The organism is Mesorhizobium sp. M7A.F.Ce.TU.012.03.2.1, assembly GCF_004006095.1.
Classification (GTDB): domain Bacteria; phylum Pseudomonadota; class Alphaproteobacteria; order Rhizobiales; family Rhizobiaceae; genus Mesorhizobium.
This window is the reverse complement of record NZ_CP034779.1, coordinates 3,009,280-3,024,345: the sequence shown is the minus strand read 5'-3', so window position 1 is coordinate 3,024,345 and position 15,066 is coordinate 3,009,280. Positions and strand designations below refer to the sequence as shown.

The 15,066-nt window shown below is 63.6% G+C and carries 17 protein-coding genes and 1 tRNA gene; 12 read left to right on the top strand and 6 right to left on the bottom strand.

What is annotated here, in order from left to right:
* Positions 1-55: 55 nt before the first annotated feature.
* A tRNA-Ser gene (locus EJ079_RS14625) sits at positions 56-145 on the bottom strand.
* A gap of 361 nt (positions 146-506) precedes the next feature.
* On the opposite strand from EJ079_RS14625, the gene EJ079_RS14620 reads away from it, so the two are divergent.
* The 5 genes from EJ079_RS14620 (at position 507) to EJ079_RS14600 (ending at position 4,379) form a co-directional block, all read left to right on the top strand.
* Complete coding sequence (locus EJ079_RS14620) at positions 507-1,211, top strand: hypothetical protein (RefSeq protein ID WP_245481871.1); 705 nt, start codon at positions 507-509, stop codon at positions 1,209-1,211.
* A 303-nt stretch (positions 1,212-1,514) separates the two neighbouring features.
* Positions 1,515-1,838, top strand: coding sequence for a hypothetical protein (locus tag EJ079_RS14615; protein WP_127266916.1), 324 nt, complete (start codon positions 1,515-1,517; stop codon positions 1,836-1,838).
* 100 nt (positions 1,839-1,938) lie between these two features.
* Positions 1,939-2,604: a peptide-methionine (S)-S-oxide reductase MsrA gene (gene msrA / locus EJ079_RS14610; protein WP_127809342.1), complete on the top strand. Its 666-nt coding sequence runs from the start codon at positions 1,939-1,941 to the stop codon at positions 2,602-2,604.
* A gap of 208 nt (positions 2,605-2,812) precedes the next feature.
* A complete protein-coding gene (locus tag EJ079_RS14605) occupies positions 2,813-3,802 on the top strand; it encodes a BMP family ABC transporter substrate-binding protein (protein WP_127266918.1) in 990 nt (329 codons plus the stop codon).
* A gap of 115 nt (positions 3,803-3,917) precedes the next feature.
* Positions 3,918-4,379 (top strand): GNAT family N-acetyltransferase, encoded by a 462-nt coding sequence (locus EJ079_RS14600; RefSeq protein WP_127809341.1) that lies wholly within the window; start codon positions 3,918-3,920, stop codon positions 4,377-4,379.
* Here the strand turns inward: EJ079_RS14600 and EJ079_RS14595 are convergent.
* Both EJ079_RS14595 and EJ079_RS14590 read right to left on the bottom strand, forming a co-directional pair.
* A complete protein-coding gene (locus EJ079_RS14595; RefSeq protein WP_127266920.1) occupies positions 4,374-4,781 on the bottom strand; it encodes a hypothetical protein in 408 nt (135 codons plus the stop codon). The two genes, EJ079_RS14600 and EJ079_RS14595, sit on opposite strands and share 6 nt — an antisense overlap.
* A 22-nt stretch (positions 4,782-4,803) precedes the next feature.
* Entirely contained in the window at positions 4,804-5,010 is a 207-nt protein-coding gene (locus EJ079_RS14590) for a SlyX family protein (protein WP_174800349.1), read from the bottom strand.
* A 229-nt stretch (positions 5,011-5,239) separates the two neighbouring features.
* Here EJ079_RS14590 and EJ079_RS14585 point away from each other — a divergent pair, with 229 nt between their 5' ends.
* From EJ079_RS14585 to deoA, 6 genes are read left to right on the top strand one after another with little or no spacing between them, the layout of a single operon-like run.
* Positions 5,240-6,772, top strand: a complete 1,533-nt coding sequence (locus EJ079_RS14585) for an ABC transporter ATP-binding protein (RefSeq protein ID WP_127328351.1) — start codon at positions 5,240-5,242, stop codon at positions 6,770-6,772.
* Entirely contained in the window at positions 6,769-7,908 is a 1,140-nt protein-coding gene (locus tag EJ079_RS14580; RefSeq protein ID WP_023812577.1) for an ABC transporter permease, read from the top strand. Before EJ079_RS14585 ends, EJ079_RS14580 begins: the two co-directional genes overlap by 4 nt.
* A gap of 1 nt (position 7,909) precedes the next feature.
* A complete protein-coding gene (locus EJ079_RS14575) occupies positions 7,910-8,881 on the top strand; it encodes an ABC transporter permease (RefSeq protein ID WP_127809340.1) in 972 nt (323 codons plus the stop codon).
* Positions 8,882-8,937: 56 nt separating this feature from the next.
* Positions 8,938-9,330, top strand: a complete 393-nt coding sequence (gene cdd, locus EJ079_RS14570) for a cytidine deaminase (RefSeq protein ID WP_023812575.1) — start codon at positions 8,938-8,940, stop codon at positions 9,328-9,330.
* Between the two features lie 30 nt (positions 9,331-9,360).
* Positions 9,361-10,170 carry a purine-nucleoside phosphorylase gene (locus EJ079_RS14565; RefSeq protein ID WP_127809339.1) on the top strand — a complete coding sequence of 270 codons (810 nt, stop codon included), beginning with the start codon at positions 9,361-9,363 and terminating at the stop codon, positions 10,168-10,170.
* Positions 10,170-11,489 (top strand): thymidine phosphorylase, encoded by a 1,320-nt coding sequence (gene deoA, locus EJ079_RS14560; protein ID WP_127809338.1) that lies wholly within the window; start codon positions 10,170-10,172, stop codon positions 11,487-11,489. Before EJ079_RS14565 ends, deoA begins: the two co-directional genes overlap by 1 nt.
* A gap of 84 nt (positions 11,490-11,573) precedes the next feature.
* Here the strand turns inward: deoA and EJ079_RS14555 are convergent, their stop codons facing one another.
* The 3 genes from EJ079_RS14555 to EJ079_RS14545 all read right to left on the bottom strand — a co-directional run bounded on the left by EJ079_RS14555 (position 11,574) and on the right by EJ079_RS14545 (position 14,113).
* Positions 11,574-12,137: a TIGR02281 family clan AA aspartic protease gene (locus EJ079_RS14555; RefSeq protein ID WP_127809337.1), complete on the bottom strand. Its 564-nt coding sequence runs from the start codon at positions 12,135-12,137 to the stop codon at positions 11,574-11,576.
* Positions 12,138-12,362: 225 nt separating this feature from the next.
* The gene (gene upp, locus EJ079_RS14550) at positions 12,363-12,992 is read right to left on the bottom strand and encodes a uracil phosphoribosyltransferase (protein WP_127266929.1); all 630 of its coding nucleotides are present in this window, start codon (positions 12,990-12,992) and stop codon (positions 12,363-12,365) included.
* Between the two features lie 146 nt (positions 12,993-13,138).
* A complete protein-coding gene (locus EJ079_RS14545) occupies positions 13,139-14,113 on the bottom strand; it encodes an adenosine deaminase (protein WP_127266930.1) in 975 nt (324 codons plus the stop codon).
* A 134-nt stretch (positions 14,114-14,247) separates the two neighbouring features.
* On the opposite strand from EJ079_RS14545, the gene ubiE reads away from it, so the two are divergent.
* Positions 14,248-15,024 (top strand): bifunctional demethylmenaquinone methyltransferase/2-methoxy-6-polyprenyl-1,4-benzoquinol methylase UbiE, encoded by a 777-nt coding sequence (gene ubiE / locus EJ079_RS14540; protein ID WP_127328341.1) that lies wholly within the window; start codon positions 14,248-14,250, stop codon positions 15,022-15,024.
* Positions 15,025-15,066 lie beyond the last annotated feature (42 nt).

Genomic DNA, 15,066 nt, shown 5'->3' with positions numbered 1-15,066 from the left:
TGCGCCAGATCATATTGCCTGGGCGCGCCTATCTTGATCACACCTAGGTGCAAACTGGCGGAGAGAGCGGGATTCGAACCCGCGTTACGGTCTCCCGTAAACACACTTTCCAGGCGTGCGCCTTCAACCACTCGGCCACCTCTCCGTCCATGCATGTCGCGTCGGCCGGTTTTGCCGCGCGGATTGGGGAGATGCACCTCCCTTGGGGCAAGGCGGAACTTCCGCCGTCGGCGCCGCCAACCAGCGAACGCCCTTCCCCGCACCTGAGCCGTCGAAGCAACAGGCGCGGGGCTCATCTAGTCGATCCGGCGCCGAATGCCAAGCCATATCAGCCGTCTATTCGCTTTGCCGGCCACACAGTGTTTCACAAGGCGGCCGGCATGCCCGTTTTTACGGGCGCCGCCGCTGCAATGGTGTGCACAGGCACGACCGCCGGGCCGGCCGCCCTTGACTTCCCCCGGAGTTGCCTGTCGGGTGCCGAGGCTTTGCGGGGGCATTGTGCGGACATGACATCGAGCAATGGACAGACGCCAGTCAGGCGGCCGGACAGCGGGCTTTCCTTCGTGCCGGTGGGCTGGCTCGTCTTCGTCATGGCGTGGTCGGTCTACGGCCTGATCTCCGTCTGGCCCGCGGTCGGCGCCACCGGCCTGCCAGACAGCGTGTTTTACCTTGTCTATGGCGGGCTCGCCGTCGACATCGTCACCATCCTGTGGGGGCTTTACCTGCTCGGCCTCGCCTTCGGCCGCTCGGCCCGTTTCCCGCGCCAGTTCACCATCTGGCAGGTCGCCACAATCATCTGGCTGGTGGCCTGGCAGGCCTGTGCACTGACGATTTCGGATTTCGTCTTTTCGGGCCAGGCGCTTGCCATCACCGCTGCTCAAATCGCCATCGGGTTCCTCTGCATCTATCTGCTGCGCCGTGGATCCGAAGCCGATGCCGTTTATGTCAATCCGGAAACCGAAAGCCCGCCTGTCTTCGTCTCGGTCGTCGCCGCGCTGCTCGGCATCGTCCTGGGCGCGGTCATCGGCGCCGTGGGCGGATTCGCCATCGGCTCGGTGATCGCTGATGCCACCAAGATGAGCTGTTTCGAGGGCGCCTGCGGCTATTTCGCCGTGTTCACCGGCTTGGCCGGCCTGGTGATCGGCGCCATTGGCGGCGGCGTTTTTGCCGTCTGGCGTGTCCATCGGCGCAAAAGGGAGCCGGCCGCATAGCGCAGGGCAACGGATCCGGGTTCACCCGGTCTTTGAAGACTTGGCCGGCACGTCGGTTTGCGAGGCACCAAACGCAAAAACCCGCCTGTGCGGCGGGTCGTCGGCGCAAATCAGCACCCCGCCAAATTGTTAGCATAGCTGCCCTCACATGTCAATGAAAAGCTACCCAACCGACTGTCGTCCGGCCTTCTGTTGACCTGAGTTTGGAGTCTGCAAATTCGCGTATGGCGATTGCGATCCAGCCATGCGCATTCTATCTCTGAAAGGCCCCTCGGGAGGGGACCAGCCCGGAGGAGGGTTCTAATGTTTCGCTTCGTCTTTCGTCTTGCCGCAATGATCGCGCTGTCGATTTCCGTCATCATGGCGGTGCTCGACGCGACACGCACCGTGGCGGCCTCCGTGCTGGTGCTGACCCCGCTCAACACCAGTTGGCTGGCGGTCTCGCCCGACACGAGGGCCGCCTTCGAAACCTTCATCCGAACCAAGGCCAGCCCGCTGCTGTGGGACGGCGCCGTCGCCTGGGTGCTGAACCAGCCGGGCTTCGCCGTGTTCGCGGTGCTGGCTTTCCTGCTCTATGCGATAGGCTACAGGCGGCCACCGCGTGCTGGGCAGTTCGCCGCCACCTAGAGCATCGGACCCAAAAGCGGTTGCCGGTTTTGGGAATCCGATGCTCAAACAAAGCCGCCGTCATGCGGCTTCTTGCGTTTCACCCGGAGAGGAGCCGCGCATGTTCTTTCTCAGCGACATGCTGAACAAGAAGCTCAATCTGCCGAAGCCCTCCGAGGCCCTGCCGGGCCGCGCCAGGGCGATCCCGACCGCATCCAGACACAAGGTCTTGAAAAGACCGCTCAAAGGTCCTTATCCCGAGAGGCTGGAGACGGCGATGTTCGGACTGGGCTGCTTCTGGGGTGCGGAGCGGCTGTTCTGGCAGATCGAAGGCGTCTGGGTCACCGCGGCCGGCTATGCCGGCGGCTTCACGCCCAATCCGACCTATCAGGAGACCTGCACAGGGCTTACCGGCCACGCCGAAGTGGTGCTGGTGGTCCATGACCCCGAGATCGTCTCCTATGCTGGGCTTCTGAAGCTATTCTGGGAAAGCCACGACCCCACGCAAGGCATGCGCCAGGGCAATGATGTCGGCACCGCCTATCGCTCCGCGATCTACACGAGCGACGAGGCGCAATTGCGGGCGGCGAGCGCCTCGCGCGATGCGTATGAGACCTCGCTGCGCGGTGCCGGCCACGGCAGGATCACCACCGAGATCGCGCCGGCGGCCGAATTCTACTTCGCAGAAGCCGATCACCAGCAATATCTGGCGAAGAACCCTTACGGCACGTGCAACCTCAAAGGCACCGGCGTCGCTTGCGTCATCCCTGTCACCGCGTCCACGTAACACTTGGCGCAAGGACAAGCTGCGGTGCGGCTTGCCCGCATCAAGCTTTTCCAAAAGGTCAAAATTCCGCGTGAATTTTGTTTCGGGCCATGCCAGATTGCCGCCGAGCGGGAGGGAGTACACTCCTGGCTGACGTCGTATGCCTGCCGGAGAACCGGGCAGGCATGCGGTGCATAACGGAAAAAATAACCGACAGGGTGTGGATCACATGAAACGTATCGTTCTCGGCCTCCTGGCCGCAACCGCAATGGTTCTTCCGGCTTTCGCCGCGGATGTCCAGCCGGCCATCCTCTATGATCTCGGCGGCAAGTTCGACAAATCCTTCAACGAGGCTGCCTACAACGGCGCCGAGAAATTCAAGACGGAAACCGGCACGGCCTACGTCGAATTCGAGGTCTCCAATGCCTCGCAGCGTGAGCAGGCGCTGCGCCGCTTCGCCGAGGACGGCCGCAACCCGATCGTCATGGCCGGCTTTGCCTGGACGGACGCGCTGACCAAGGTCGCCGCCGAATATCCCGACCTGAACTTCGCCATCATCGACGACCAGGTCGATCTGCCGAACGTGCGGTCGCTGAAGTTCAAGGAACAGGAGGGCTCCTACCTCGTCGGCATCCTGGCGGCGATGGCATCTAAGTCCAAGAAGGTCTCCTTCGTTGGCGGCATGGATATCCCTCTGATCCGCAAGTTCGAATGCGGCTATGTCGGCGGCGCCAAGTCGGCGGGTGCGACTGATGTCATCCAGAACATGACCGGCGACACGCCGGCTGCCTGGAACGATCCGGCCAAGGGCGGCGAGATCGCCAAGACGCAGATCGACCAGGGCTCCGACGTGATCTACGCCGCGGCAGGCGGCACCGGCGTCGGCGTGCTGCAGGCGGCGGCAGATGCCGGCAAGCTCGGCATCGGCGTCGATTCCAACCAGAACGGCCTGCAGCCGGGCAAGGTGCTGACCTCGATGCTGAAGCGCGTCGACGTCGCCGTCTACACCGCCTTCATGGACGGCAAGAACGGCACCTTCAAGGGCGGAGTCGAGAATCTGGGCCTCAAGGAAGGCGGTGTCGACTACGCCATGGACGACAACAACAAGGCGCTGGTGACGGACGAGATGAAGGCGGCCGTCGAAAAGGCCAAGGCCGACATCATTGCCGGCAAGACCGAAGTGCACGACTATACGGCTGACAACGCTTGCCCCTATTGAGCGGCACGAACACACAGGCATGATCTGCAAACCGCCGGGCGCCAGCCCGGCGGTTTTGTCTTTACCGGATCGAGCGAAACGTTCGCTCCGTGCCGGCCACCGTTTCGGGATACAGATGCAGCCGAAGATCGCACCCATGGGCGAGCACGACGTAGCAGCGGTAGCCCAGCTGCGCCTGGCCACGTTTTTCGAGGGAACCGGAAGGACGCTCGGGGAAGATGCGGCAGGGCTTCGTGGCTTGATTGCCGGTGACGGCTTCGAGGCGGCATTCGTTGCCCGGATCGGCGACACCCCGGTCGGGACATGCCTGCTGGTCCGCCACGAGCTGGAGCCCGTACATGATCTGACGCCATGGCTGGCCGGGTTGGTCGTCGATGCAAGGTATCGACGCCGAGGCATCGCCACCGCGCTGGTCAAGGCAACGGAAGCCCATGCGGCGTCACGGGGCGTCGAGATGCTCCATCTCTACACATGGGATGCGCGTGATTTCTACGCGGCTCTCGGCTGGAATACCGTTGAGATAAGCGGCTCGGACGGCGAGAAGATGGCGCTGATGTCGCGCCGGCCTCGCCTATAGCAGCTTCGCGACGAGACAGCCCAGCGCGAACGCCACCATCAGCCCGGCGGCAACGACAACTCCGCGCCGGCCGCCAAGCGCGTGCACGCCAATGCCGTATGGTGGCCGGGACAGGCTTCGGATCACCGTGCGCGGTTTGACCTCATTGCCGCCGAGCTCGACGCTGCGCATCTGAGGTAACTCGGCTAGGCGTTGGGTAACCAGTTCCCAATGCCTGCCAGGCAGCAGGTCGCGTTTTCCGTAACGGTCGAAGAAATACATCTGCTCGGCAAGTCGCGCGACCGCGTCGCGGAAGGCGGGATCGACCTCCAGGTCACGTTCGGCCCGTTCGCGGTCTTTGTCGTTCATAAGACCGAGCACATATTCGCCGGCCCGCGCGATGCGATCGCTTTCACTGACCAAGGCGTGCACCTTCCCTTTTTCCTCACCAGTGCGGTGGCTTGGTTACCGGCACTTCATCTCCTGTCTGCTCCTCCAGCGCCAGGAAGCGATCCGTCAGCGCGTCGAGCTTGCGCTGCATGCGCTCGATCACCTTCCACTGCTCGGCGATCTGGCCGGACAGTTCCTCGATGGTCTTCTCCTGCTCGGCGGCGCGTATTTCCAGCGTCGTCAGCCGGTCGGCGGGCGTGATCATGTGAATTCCCCAGTCTCACCGCGATGTCGTTCACCGCGATGTCTTGCGCCGTGATGCGAATTTCGGCGCCGTCATACTAGCGAATGTGAAGGCCCCGGCCACGTTGCAAATTGACAAGCGCACCGGGATTTGTCGAGAGTGAACCGGCTCCGCCAATTGGCACGGGCGGAGCGTCATGCTAGGCGTTTTGACCAAGCGATAAAAAAATAAGAGTGGGACAGGCTGCATGGCGCAAGCCGCAATCGAGTTGATCGGCATCAACAAGAGTTTTGGTGCGGTGCGCGCCAACCGGGACATCAATCTTGAGATCGGTCGCGGCACGATCCACGGCATTGTCGGCGAGAACGGAGCTGGCAAGTCGACGCTGATGTCGATCCTCTACGGCTTCTACCAGGCCGACAGCGGCGAAATCCGCGTTGGCGGCCAGCCGGCCTCGATCAAGACCCCCAATGACGCCATCGCGCTCGGCATCGGCATGGTGCATCAGCACTTCATGCTGGTCGACAATTTCACGGTGCTGGAGAACGTCATCCTCGGCGCCGAAAGCGATGCGCTCTTGAAGAAGAGCATCGCCAAGGCACGCTCCGAACTGGAGCGGCTTGAGCGCGAATACGGGCTGGAAGTCGATCCCGATGCGATCATCGAGGAGCTGCCGGTCGGCCTGCAGCAGCGGGTGGAGATCCTGAAGGCGCTCTATCGCGGCGCCGAGATCCTGATCCTCGACGAGCCGACGGGCGTGCTGACGCCGGCCGAGGCCGACCACCTGTTCCGCATCCTCGGGCAATTGAAAGACCAGGGCAAGACGGTGGTGCTGATCACCCACAAATTGCGCGAGATCATGGCCATCACCGACACCGTGTCGGTGATGCGCCAGGGCACGATGGTGGCGACGCGCGAAACCAGGAAGACCACTGTCGAGGAACTGGCCGAGCTGATGGTCGGGCGGCGCGTGCTCTTGCGGGTCGAAAAGGGCGAGGCCGAGGCCGGCGCCGTCAAGCTCGCGGTCAAGAACCTGACGGTGAAGGATACGCGCGGCGTAACCATGGTCGACGACATCTCCTTCGATATCAGGGCCGGCGAGATCGTCGGCATCGCCGGTGTCGCCGGCAACGGACAATCCGAACTGCTCGAGGCGATTTCCGGCATCAGGCGTGCGGTGTCCGGCTCGGTCATGCTCGACGGCAAGCCGATCGACCTGACCGGTGCGGCCGACCCGGGCGAACTGCGCGACCGCGGCCTGGCGCATGTGCCGGAGGACCGCCATCACGTCGGCCTGGTGCTGGCCTTCGAGGAGAACGAGAATTCGATCCTCGGCTATCACGATGATCCCCGCTATTTGAAGGGGCCGTTCCTCAACATCGATGCCATCCGCAACGATGCCAGGGACAAGATCGCCAAATACGACATCCGCCCGGCCGACTGCCGGCTGAAGACCGCCAATTTCTCCGGCGGCAACCAGCAGAAGATCGTGCTGGCGCGGGAGATGGAACAGGACCCTGGTGTTCTGATCGTTGGCCAGCCGACACGCGGCGTCGATGTCGGCGCCATCGAATTCATCCACAAGCGCCTGATCGCCATGCGCGACCAGGGCAAGGCGGTGCTGGTGGTGTCGGTCGAGCTGGACGAGATCCGTTCGCTGTCCGACCGTATCCTGGTGATGTTTGCCGGCCGCATCGTCGGCGAGCGCGGTCCCGAAGCGACCGAGGGCGAACTCGGCCTGCTGATGGCTGGCATCGAGCACCAGGAGGCAGCACTTTGAGCGCGCCTTACGCCAAACTGCCGGCCTGGGCCGACTATGGCCTGATCCCGCTGATCAATCTGTTCGTCGCCTTCGTCGTCGCCGGCTTCGTCGTGCTTCTGGTCGGCGAGAATCCGTTGCGCGCAGCCGTCATCCTGGTCGAGGGCGCCTTCGGCAAAGGCACAGGCATCGCCTTCACCCTCTTTTATGCCACCACCTTCATCTTCACCGGGCTTTCGGTGGCGGTGGCCGCGCATTGCGGCCTGTTCAACATCGGCACCGAAGGGCAGGCCTACATCGCCGGCCTCGGCATCGCCATCGTCTGCCTGAGCTTCGACAGCACACTGCCATGGTGGCTGACCTTCCCGCTGGCGATCATTGCCGCGGCGGCGGTCGGCGCATTGTGGGCGCTCATCCCGGCCTATCTGCAGGCCAAGCGTGGCTCGCACATCGTCATCACCACCATCATGTTCAACTTCATCGCCGCCTCGATCATGGTTTACCTGCTGGTCGGCCCGTTGAAGCCAGCCGCCTCGCAAGCGCCGCAGACGCGTAACTTCCTCGCCGGCGCGGAATTGCCCAAGCTCAACTGGATCATCGAGCTGTTCGGCGCCAAGATCCGTTCGGCGCCGCTCAATGTCACCTTCCTGCTGGCGCTGGTCATGGCCTTCCTGGTCTGGCTGCTGATCTGGCGCACCAAGCTCGGCTATGAAATGCGCACCTACGGTCACAGCCCGAAAGCGGCACGCTATGCCGGCATCTCCGAAACCCGCATCATCATCACCGCCATGATGATCTCGGGCGGGCTGGCCGGCATGATGGCACTCAATCCGGTGATGGGCGATCAGCACAATGTCGCCATCGACTTCGTTTCCGGCGCCGGCTTCGTCGGCATCGCCGTGGCGCTGATGGGCCGCCTGCACCCTGTCGGCATCGTGCTGGCGGCGATCCTGTTCGGCATGCTCTACCAGGGCGGCGCCGAACTCGCCTTCGAGATGCCGGCGATCAGCCGCGACATGATCGTCATCATTCAAGGCCTGGTGATCCTGTTTGCCGGTGCCCTCGAGCACATGTTCCGGCCCTACATCCAGGCGCTGTTCGCCTCGTTCAGTCCGCGATCGGTGGGCATGGAAGCGGTCAAGGGGAAAGGTGCCTGAGATGGATGTGTTCAACGCGATCATCCAGACACTGGACTCCACCATCCGCCTTTCGGTGCCGCTGCTGCTTGCCTGCCTCGCCGGCCTCTATTCGGAACGCGCCGGCATCTTCGACATCGGTCTCGAAGGCAAGATGCTGGTCGGCTCCTTCGCCGGTGCGGCCGCCGCTTCCGTGTTCCATTCGGCCTTTCTCGGCCTCGGCATGGCGATCCTGATCTCGGTCGCCTTTGCCATGATCCACGGTTTTGCCTCGATCACCCATCGCGGCAACCAGATCGTCTCCGGCGTGGCGATCAATTTCATCGCCGCCGGCTCGACCATCATCCTCGGCCAGGCCTGGTTCCAGCAGGGCGGGCGCACGCCGGCGCTGCAACCGGGCGAGCGCTTCGAGGCCATCACCTTGCCGGGCGCCGAGGCCATCCGCGACGTGCCGATCATCGGACCGATCTATGCCGAGCTCCTGTCGGGCCACTCGATCCTGGTCTATCTTGCCTTCCTGATGGTGCCGTTCACCTGGTGGGTGCTGTTTCGCACCCGTTTTGGCCTCAGGCTGCGCGCCGTAGGCGAGAACCCGGCCGCCGTCGATACTGCCGGCATATCCGTCGCCTGGCTGCGCTACAGGGCGCTGATCTGCACCGGCATCCTCACCGGCATTGCCGGCGCCTACCTGTCGATGGTGCAAAATGGCGGCTTCGTGAAGGACATGACCGCCGGCAAGGGCTACATCGCGCTGGCAGCCCTGATCTTCGCCAAGTGGAAGCCGGTCAACGCCATGTTCGCCTGCCTTCTGTTCGGCTTCCTGGACGCGGCGTCGATCCGCCTGCAGGGATCACCGCTGCCCATCATCGGCAAGGTGCCGGCGCAGTTCATGCAGGCGCTGCCCTACATCCTCACCGTCATCCTGCTCGCCGGCTTCATCGGCAAGGCAATCCCGCCACGCGCCGGCGGCGTGCCTTATGTCAAGGAACGTTGAGCGGCGGGTCGGCTTTGCGCCGGGTTTTGAACACGATCATCGGAGAGAACACCTGAATGTCGCATGATCTGTTCGAGGCCGCCAAGGCCGCCATGGCCAGGGCCTACGCGCCGTATTCGAAGTTTCCGGTCGGCGCTGCCTTGCGCACCGAGGACGGGCGCGTCTTTACCGGCGCCAACATCGAAGTCGCCTCCTATCCGGAAGGCTGGTGCGCCGAGACCACGGCGCTCGGCCACTACATCATGGGCGGCGGCGGCAAGATCGTGGAAATCGCCGTCATCGCCGAACGCATGGCGAAATGCTCGCCTTGCGGCGGCTGCCGCCAGCGGCTGGCCGAATTCTGCCGGCCGGAAACAAAGCTCTATCTCTGCGACAATGCAGGTGTGGCCGAGACCGTGACCATGGGCGACATGCTGCCTTACGGCTTCCGCGGCGATATTTTGAAATGAACAACGGGCTCAAATGAACAGCTGGCAGCGATGACGGAAAAAGCCCTGGATCATCTCGTCGAAAGGCTGGACGGCTTGGCGCCCGCCACGGCACTGGTGCTCGGTTCGGGCCTCGGCGGTCTGGTCGACCAGATCGAGGGCCCGATCCGCATCTCCTATGCCGACCTGCCCGGTTTTCCCAGAAGCGGTGTCACCGGACATGCCGGCGAGGTGGTGGCGGGGCTGTTTGCCGGCGCGCCGGTGCTGATGCTGTCGGGCCGCGCCCATTACTACGAGCACGGCGTTGCCGCGGCGATGCGGCCGGTGCTGGAAGTGCTTGCCGGCATCGGCATCACGAAACTGATCCTCACCAATGCCGCCGGTTCGGTCGATCCGGACATGCCGCCGGGCTCGGTGATGCTGATATCGGACCACATCAATTTCTCGGGCACCAATCCGCTGATCGGCGAACCAAGCGACCGGCGTTTCGTCGGCCTGACTGAAGCCTATGATGCCGGCATCCGCCAGGCCATCGAGCGGGCGGCAAATGCGACCGGCACCACCCTGCACAAGGGCGTCTATATGTGGTTCTCCGGCCCATGCTTCGAAACGCCGGCCGAGATCCGCATGGCGCGCATCATGGGCGCCAATGCGGTCGGCATGTCGACCGTACCGGAGGTCATTCTCGCCCGCTTCCTAGGACTGCGCGTCGCCGCCTGTTCGGTCATCACCAATTTGGCGGCCGGCATGACCGGGGCCGAGCTATCGCACCAGGAGACCAAGGACATGGCACCGGTAGGCGGCGCGCGGCTCGCAACGATCCTGCAGCGCGTGTTCCACGACGGACTGCTGGAGACCTGATGCTTCCCCAGGAAATCATCCGCCGCAAGCGCGATGGCCTCAGGCTGTCGGAAGAGGAGATCGCCGGCTTCGTCGCGGGCGTGACGTCGGGCGCCGTCACCGATGGCCAGGCCGGCGCCTTCGCCATGGCGGTGTTCTTCAACGGCATGAACCGCGACGAGGCCGTGGCGCTCACGCTGGCGATGCGCGATTCCGGCGATGTGCTCGACTGGTCGGACCTGCCCGGCCCGGTCACCGACAAGCATTCGACCGGCGGCGTCGGCGACAATGTCTCGCTGATGCTGGCGCCGATCGTCGCCGCCTGCGGCGCCTATGTACCGATGATCTCGGGCCGCGGCCTCGGCCACACCGGCGGCACGCTGGACAAGATGGACGCCGTCCCCGGCTACATCAGCCAGCCCGACGTCGCGCTGTTTCGCAAGGCGGTGCTCGAAACAGGCTGTGCCATCATCGGCCAGACCGCCGACCTCGCGCCCGCCGATCGACGGCTCTATGCGATCCGCGACGTCTCCGGCACGGTCGAATCGGTGCCGCTGATCACCGCTTCGATCCTGTCGAAGAAGCTGGCGGCCGGGCTGCAATCGCTGGTGCTCGACGTCAAGGTCGGCAACGGCGCCTTCATGGAAAAATCGCGCGACGCCACCGCACTCGCCAACAGCCTGGTTGAGATCGCCAACGGCGCCGGACTAAAGGCTTCGGCGTTGATCACCGGCATGAACGAGCCATTGGCGTCGGCCGCCGGCAACGCCGTCGAGGTGCGCAACGCCGTTGATTTCCTCACCGGCCGGTATCGTGACCGTCGGCTCGAGGACGTGACGCTGGCGCTGGCCGCCGAAATGCTGCAGTCGGCCGGGCTGGTGTCGTCCAACCAGGATGGCATGCGGCGCGCCACCGAGACACTCGCCAGCGGCCGCGCCGCCGCCACCTTCGCACGCATGGTGGCCGCGCTTGGCGGCCCCGCCGATTTCATCGAGAAACCGGAAAAGTATCTGCCGGCGGCGGCGATCGAATTTGCCGTCAAGGCGACCGCAAACGGCTTCGTCACCGGCATCGCCACCCGCGATATCGGGCTCGCCGTGGTCGGCCTGGGAGGTGGACGCACGCGGCCGGACGACAAGATCGACCCCGCGGTCGGCATCACCAGGCTGTTGCCGGTCGGTGCGGAGGTTGGGGCCGGCGAGACGCTGGCGCTGATCCATGCCCGCTCATCGGCCGATGCCGAGGCCGCCGCGGCTACCGTGCTTTCGGCCTATACGGTCGGCGCCTCGAAGCCGCCCGCCGACAAGTCGGTCATCCGGCGGATTCTGCCGCGCGGTTGAAGCAATTCCAGGAAAAGTGGTGGACCGGTTTTCCCGGGAAAGCGCATAGCGCTTTCCCTTGGAAATTGCGGAAAACGAATAGCCTTACTGGACGAGCAGCAGCGTGCCGTTCTCGACCTGGTATTTGTCGAGCCGGTTGAGAAAGCTCATGCCGATCAGATTGGTGCGCAGCGCCCTGTCGTCGAGCACGATGGTCTGGACGTCATTGACCGTGATGTTGCCGATCTGCAGGCGGTCGATCATGGCCACGGCCGCCTTGATGGTGCCGTTGGCCGTGTTGACCTCGTGGCTGAAGTCCGAAGCATTCAGCGACAAGCCGATTCGGCGTGCCGTCGACATGTTGATGGCGACCAATGTCGCGCCGGTGTCGACCATGCCGTCGACCTGACGTCCATTGAGCTTGAAGCCCGATGAAAAGTGTCCGCGCTCGTCTGCCGCGACGACCACCTTGCGGCCCATCGGCAGCGGTGCCGCGGGCTTGTTGGGGACCGATGCCAGATTGACGCCCGGTTGGGCTTCGACCGCTTGTTTGCCCGGCACCGCCGACCTCAGCAGGTTTTCGACGAGTTGCGGATTGGACTGATACACAATCGGTATCGATGCCGATGAACCGGCGAAAACGGCGAGGATCAGAAGTTTGCGCAGCATGGATCGGCCTCGCCGCATGACCCCCCGGAAATCGGGATCGATTTTCGGAAAGGCTCACGCGCATATCAAAGTGCTACAGCGTCCTTTGCGCGTCCGAAATGGACGCGCGGCGCCGTAGTGACAGCCGATCGTTAGACCCGGATGGTGTTTGCCGCTTTAACGCGCGCCAAAACCGCGCCTTTGCGTAAACATTTGGTAAATCGCACCAGGTGACTTTGCCTGGTATTACTTGGTCCCGTACATGCGGTCGCCGGCGTCGCCGAGGCCGGGCATAATGTAGCCCTTCTCGTTGAGCTGGCGGTCGATCGAAGCGGTGAAGACGGGAACGTCCGGATGCGCCTTGAGAAAGCGTTCGATGCCTTCGGGCGCCGCCAGCAGGCAAAGGAAACGGATGTTGGTGGCGCCGCGCTCTTTCAGCTTGTCGATCGCCGCGATCGCCGAATTGGCGGTGGCCAGCATCGGATCGACGACGATCACCAGCCGGTCGGCGAGATCGCTCGGCGCCTTGAAGAAATATTCGACCGCTTCCAGCGTTTCGTGATCGCGGTAGAGACCGACATGGGCGACGCGGGCCGCCGGAACCAGGTCGAGCAGGCCTTCCAGCAAGCCGTTGCCGGCGCGCAGCACGGAGGCAAAGACCAGCTTCTTGCCCTCAAGCGTCGGCGCTTCCATGGTTTCCATCGGCGTCTCGATGGTCGTCGTCGTCAGTTCGAGGTTGCGGGTGACCTCGTATCCGAGCAGCAGCGAGATTTCGCGCAGCAGCCGGCGAAAGCCGGCCGTCGAGGTTTCCTTCTTGCGCATGATGGTCAGCTTGTGCTGGACAAGCGGGTGGTCGACGACGGTGACGCCCTGCATGGTGTTCTCCTGATGCCTGCGCCCGAAAATGCGCGCATGGCCCTTTCGGACGCGCCGCGCTTCAAGCTGCCTGAGCGAACCCTAGCGGCAATGCGCCGGCCAAGGAACCGCTTGGCCCGCACCGACCACAGCTTTGTCGGCGGAAATCAGCGTGCCGCGCTGTTCAACCGGGCAAGAAGCGCGGTCTTCGTCTTTCTATCGACGAAAGCGGCTTCGATGGCGGTGCGGGTGACGGCGGCCAGCGCCTTTTCGTTCATCGAGAAATGCTCGGCGGCAATGTCGTATTCCCGCTTCAGCGAGGTCCAGAAATAGGGCGGATCGTCGGAATTGAGCGTCACCTTGCAGCCGGCCGCCTGCAGGGCCGGAAATGGATGATCGGCGAAACTGTCGAACACCTTGAGCGCGATGTTGGAACCGGGGCAGCATTCCAGCACGACGCCCTCGTCGGCGATGCGCCGGACGAGGTCCGGGTTCTCGATGGCGCGCACGCCATGGCCGATGCGGGACGGACGGATATGATCGAGCGCCGCCTGGACGGTCTCCCAGCCCGTCAATTCGCCGGCGTGGATGGTGATGCCGAGCCCGGCCTCGCGGGCGATCTCGAAAGCCCTGACATAGTCCTCCATATCGCCGATGCGCTCATCGCCGGCGACGCCGAAACCGGTGACCAGCGGATGCCCGCAGCGCGCCGCAAAGCGCGCCGCCTGCTCGATCGACTCGACGCCGACATGGCGCACGCCGGTGACGATCATGCGGCCCTCGATGCCGGTCTTGGCCTTGGCGCGGGCCATGCCTTCGCCGAGCGCATCGGTATAGGCCTTGGGCGACAGGCCGGCCTTTTTCGCGTGGTCCGGCGAGGTGAACACCTCGGAATAGATGGCGCCGTCGCGAGCGAGACTGGTCAGATAATGGTCGGCCAGCCGCGCATAGTCCTCCTCGGTCCGGAACAGATCGGCGGAAAAATCATAAGCCGCCAGGAAGGAGGTGAAATCATGCCAGACGAAGGAACCGTTCTGGATGTAGGGCGAGGTGTCCTTGCCGTATTTCTGCGCCTGGCGGATGACGAGTTCGGGCGCCGCTGCCCCTTCGATGTGGCAGTGCAGTTCCGCTTTCAAAGGCATTCAACCATCCCGTCGGTCCGTCCAGGTCTCGAAAACCCGCCACCTGGAAGCGCGGCTGAACACCGCGCCTTAAACAATAGCGCCCGCACCATCGATCGGCTATGGTCCCGCCGGTTTTATGACGGATCAAAAAAATGTCAGTTGAGAGAACCACGGCCGCGGGCGGCATGGAAACCTCCTATGGTTTCAAGCGTGTAGGGGCTGGCGACAAGCAGTCCCTGGTCAACGATGTTTTCCACAAGGTCGCCAACCGCTATGACCTGATGAACGATCTGATGTCGGCCGGCCTGCACCGGCTGTGGAAGGACGCCATGGTCACCTGGCTCAATCCTCCCAAAAGGATCGGCTGGCGCGTGCTGGACGTTGCCGGCGGCACCGGCGACATCGCCTTCCGCATCGTCGATGCCAGCCACGGCAATGCCCATGCCACCGTGCTCGACATCAATGGCTCGATGCTGGCCGTCGGCCGCGACCGGGCCGAAAAGAAGGGCCTGTCCGGCAACACCGATTTCGTCGAGGCCAATGCCGAGGAACTGCCCTTCCCTGATGCCACATTCGATGCCTACACCATCGCTTTCGGCATCCGCAACGTACCGCGCATCGAAGTGGCCTTGGGCGAAGCGTTTCGCGTGCTGAAGCCCGGCGGGCGCTTCCTGTGCCTGGAGTTTTCCGAGGTCGAGATGCCGCTTCTCGACAAGGCCTACGAAGCCTGGTCGTTCAACGCCATTCCAAAGATCGGCAAGATGGTCACTGGCGACGGCGAACCCTATTCCTATCTGGTCGAATCGATCGCCAGGTTTCCCAATCAGCAGAATTTCGCGACGATGATTTCCCGCGCCGGCTTCGACCGCGTTTCCTTCCGCAACTACTCCGGCGGTATTGCAGCGCTTCATTCGGGCTGGAAGCTTTGAAGCCGGACCGCATTTCTCACAATCTACACGTGCTATGCCGGT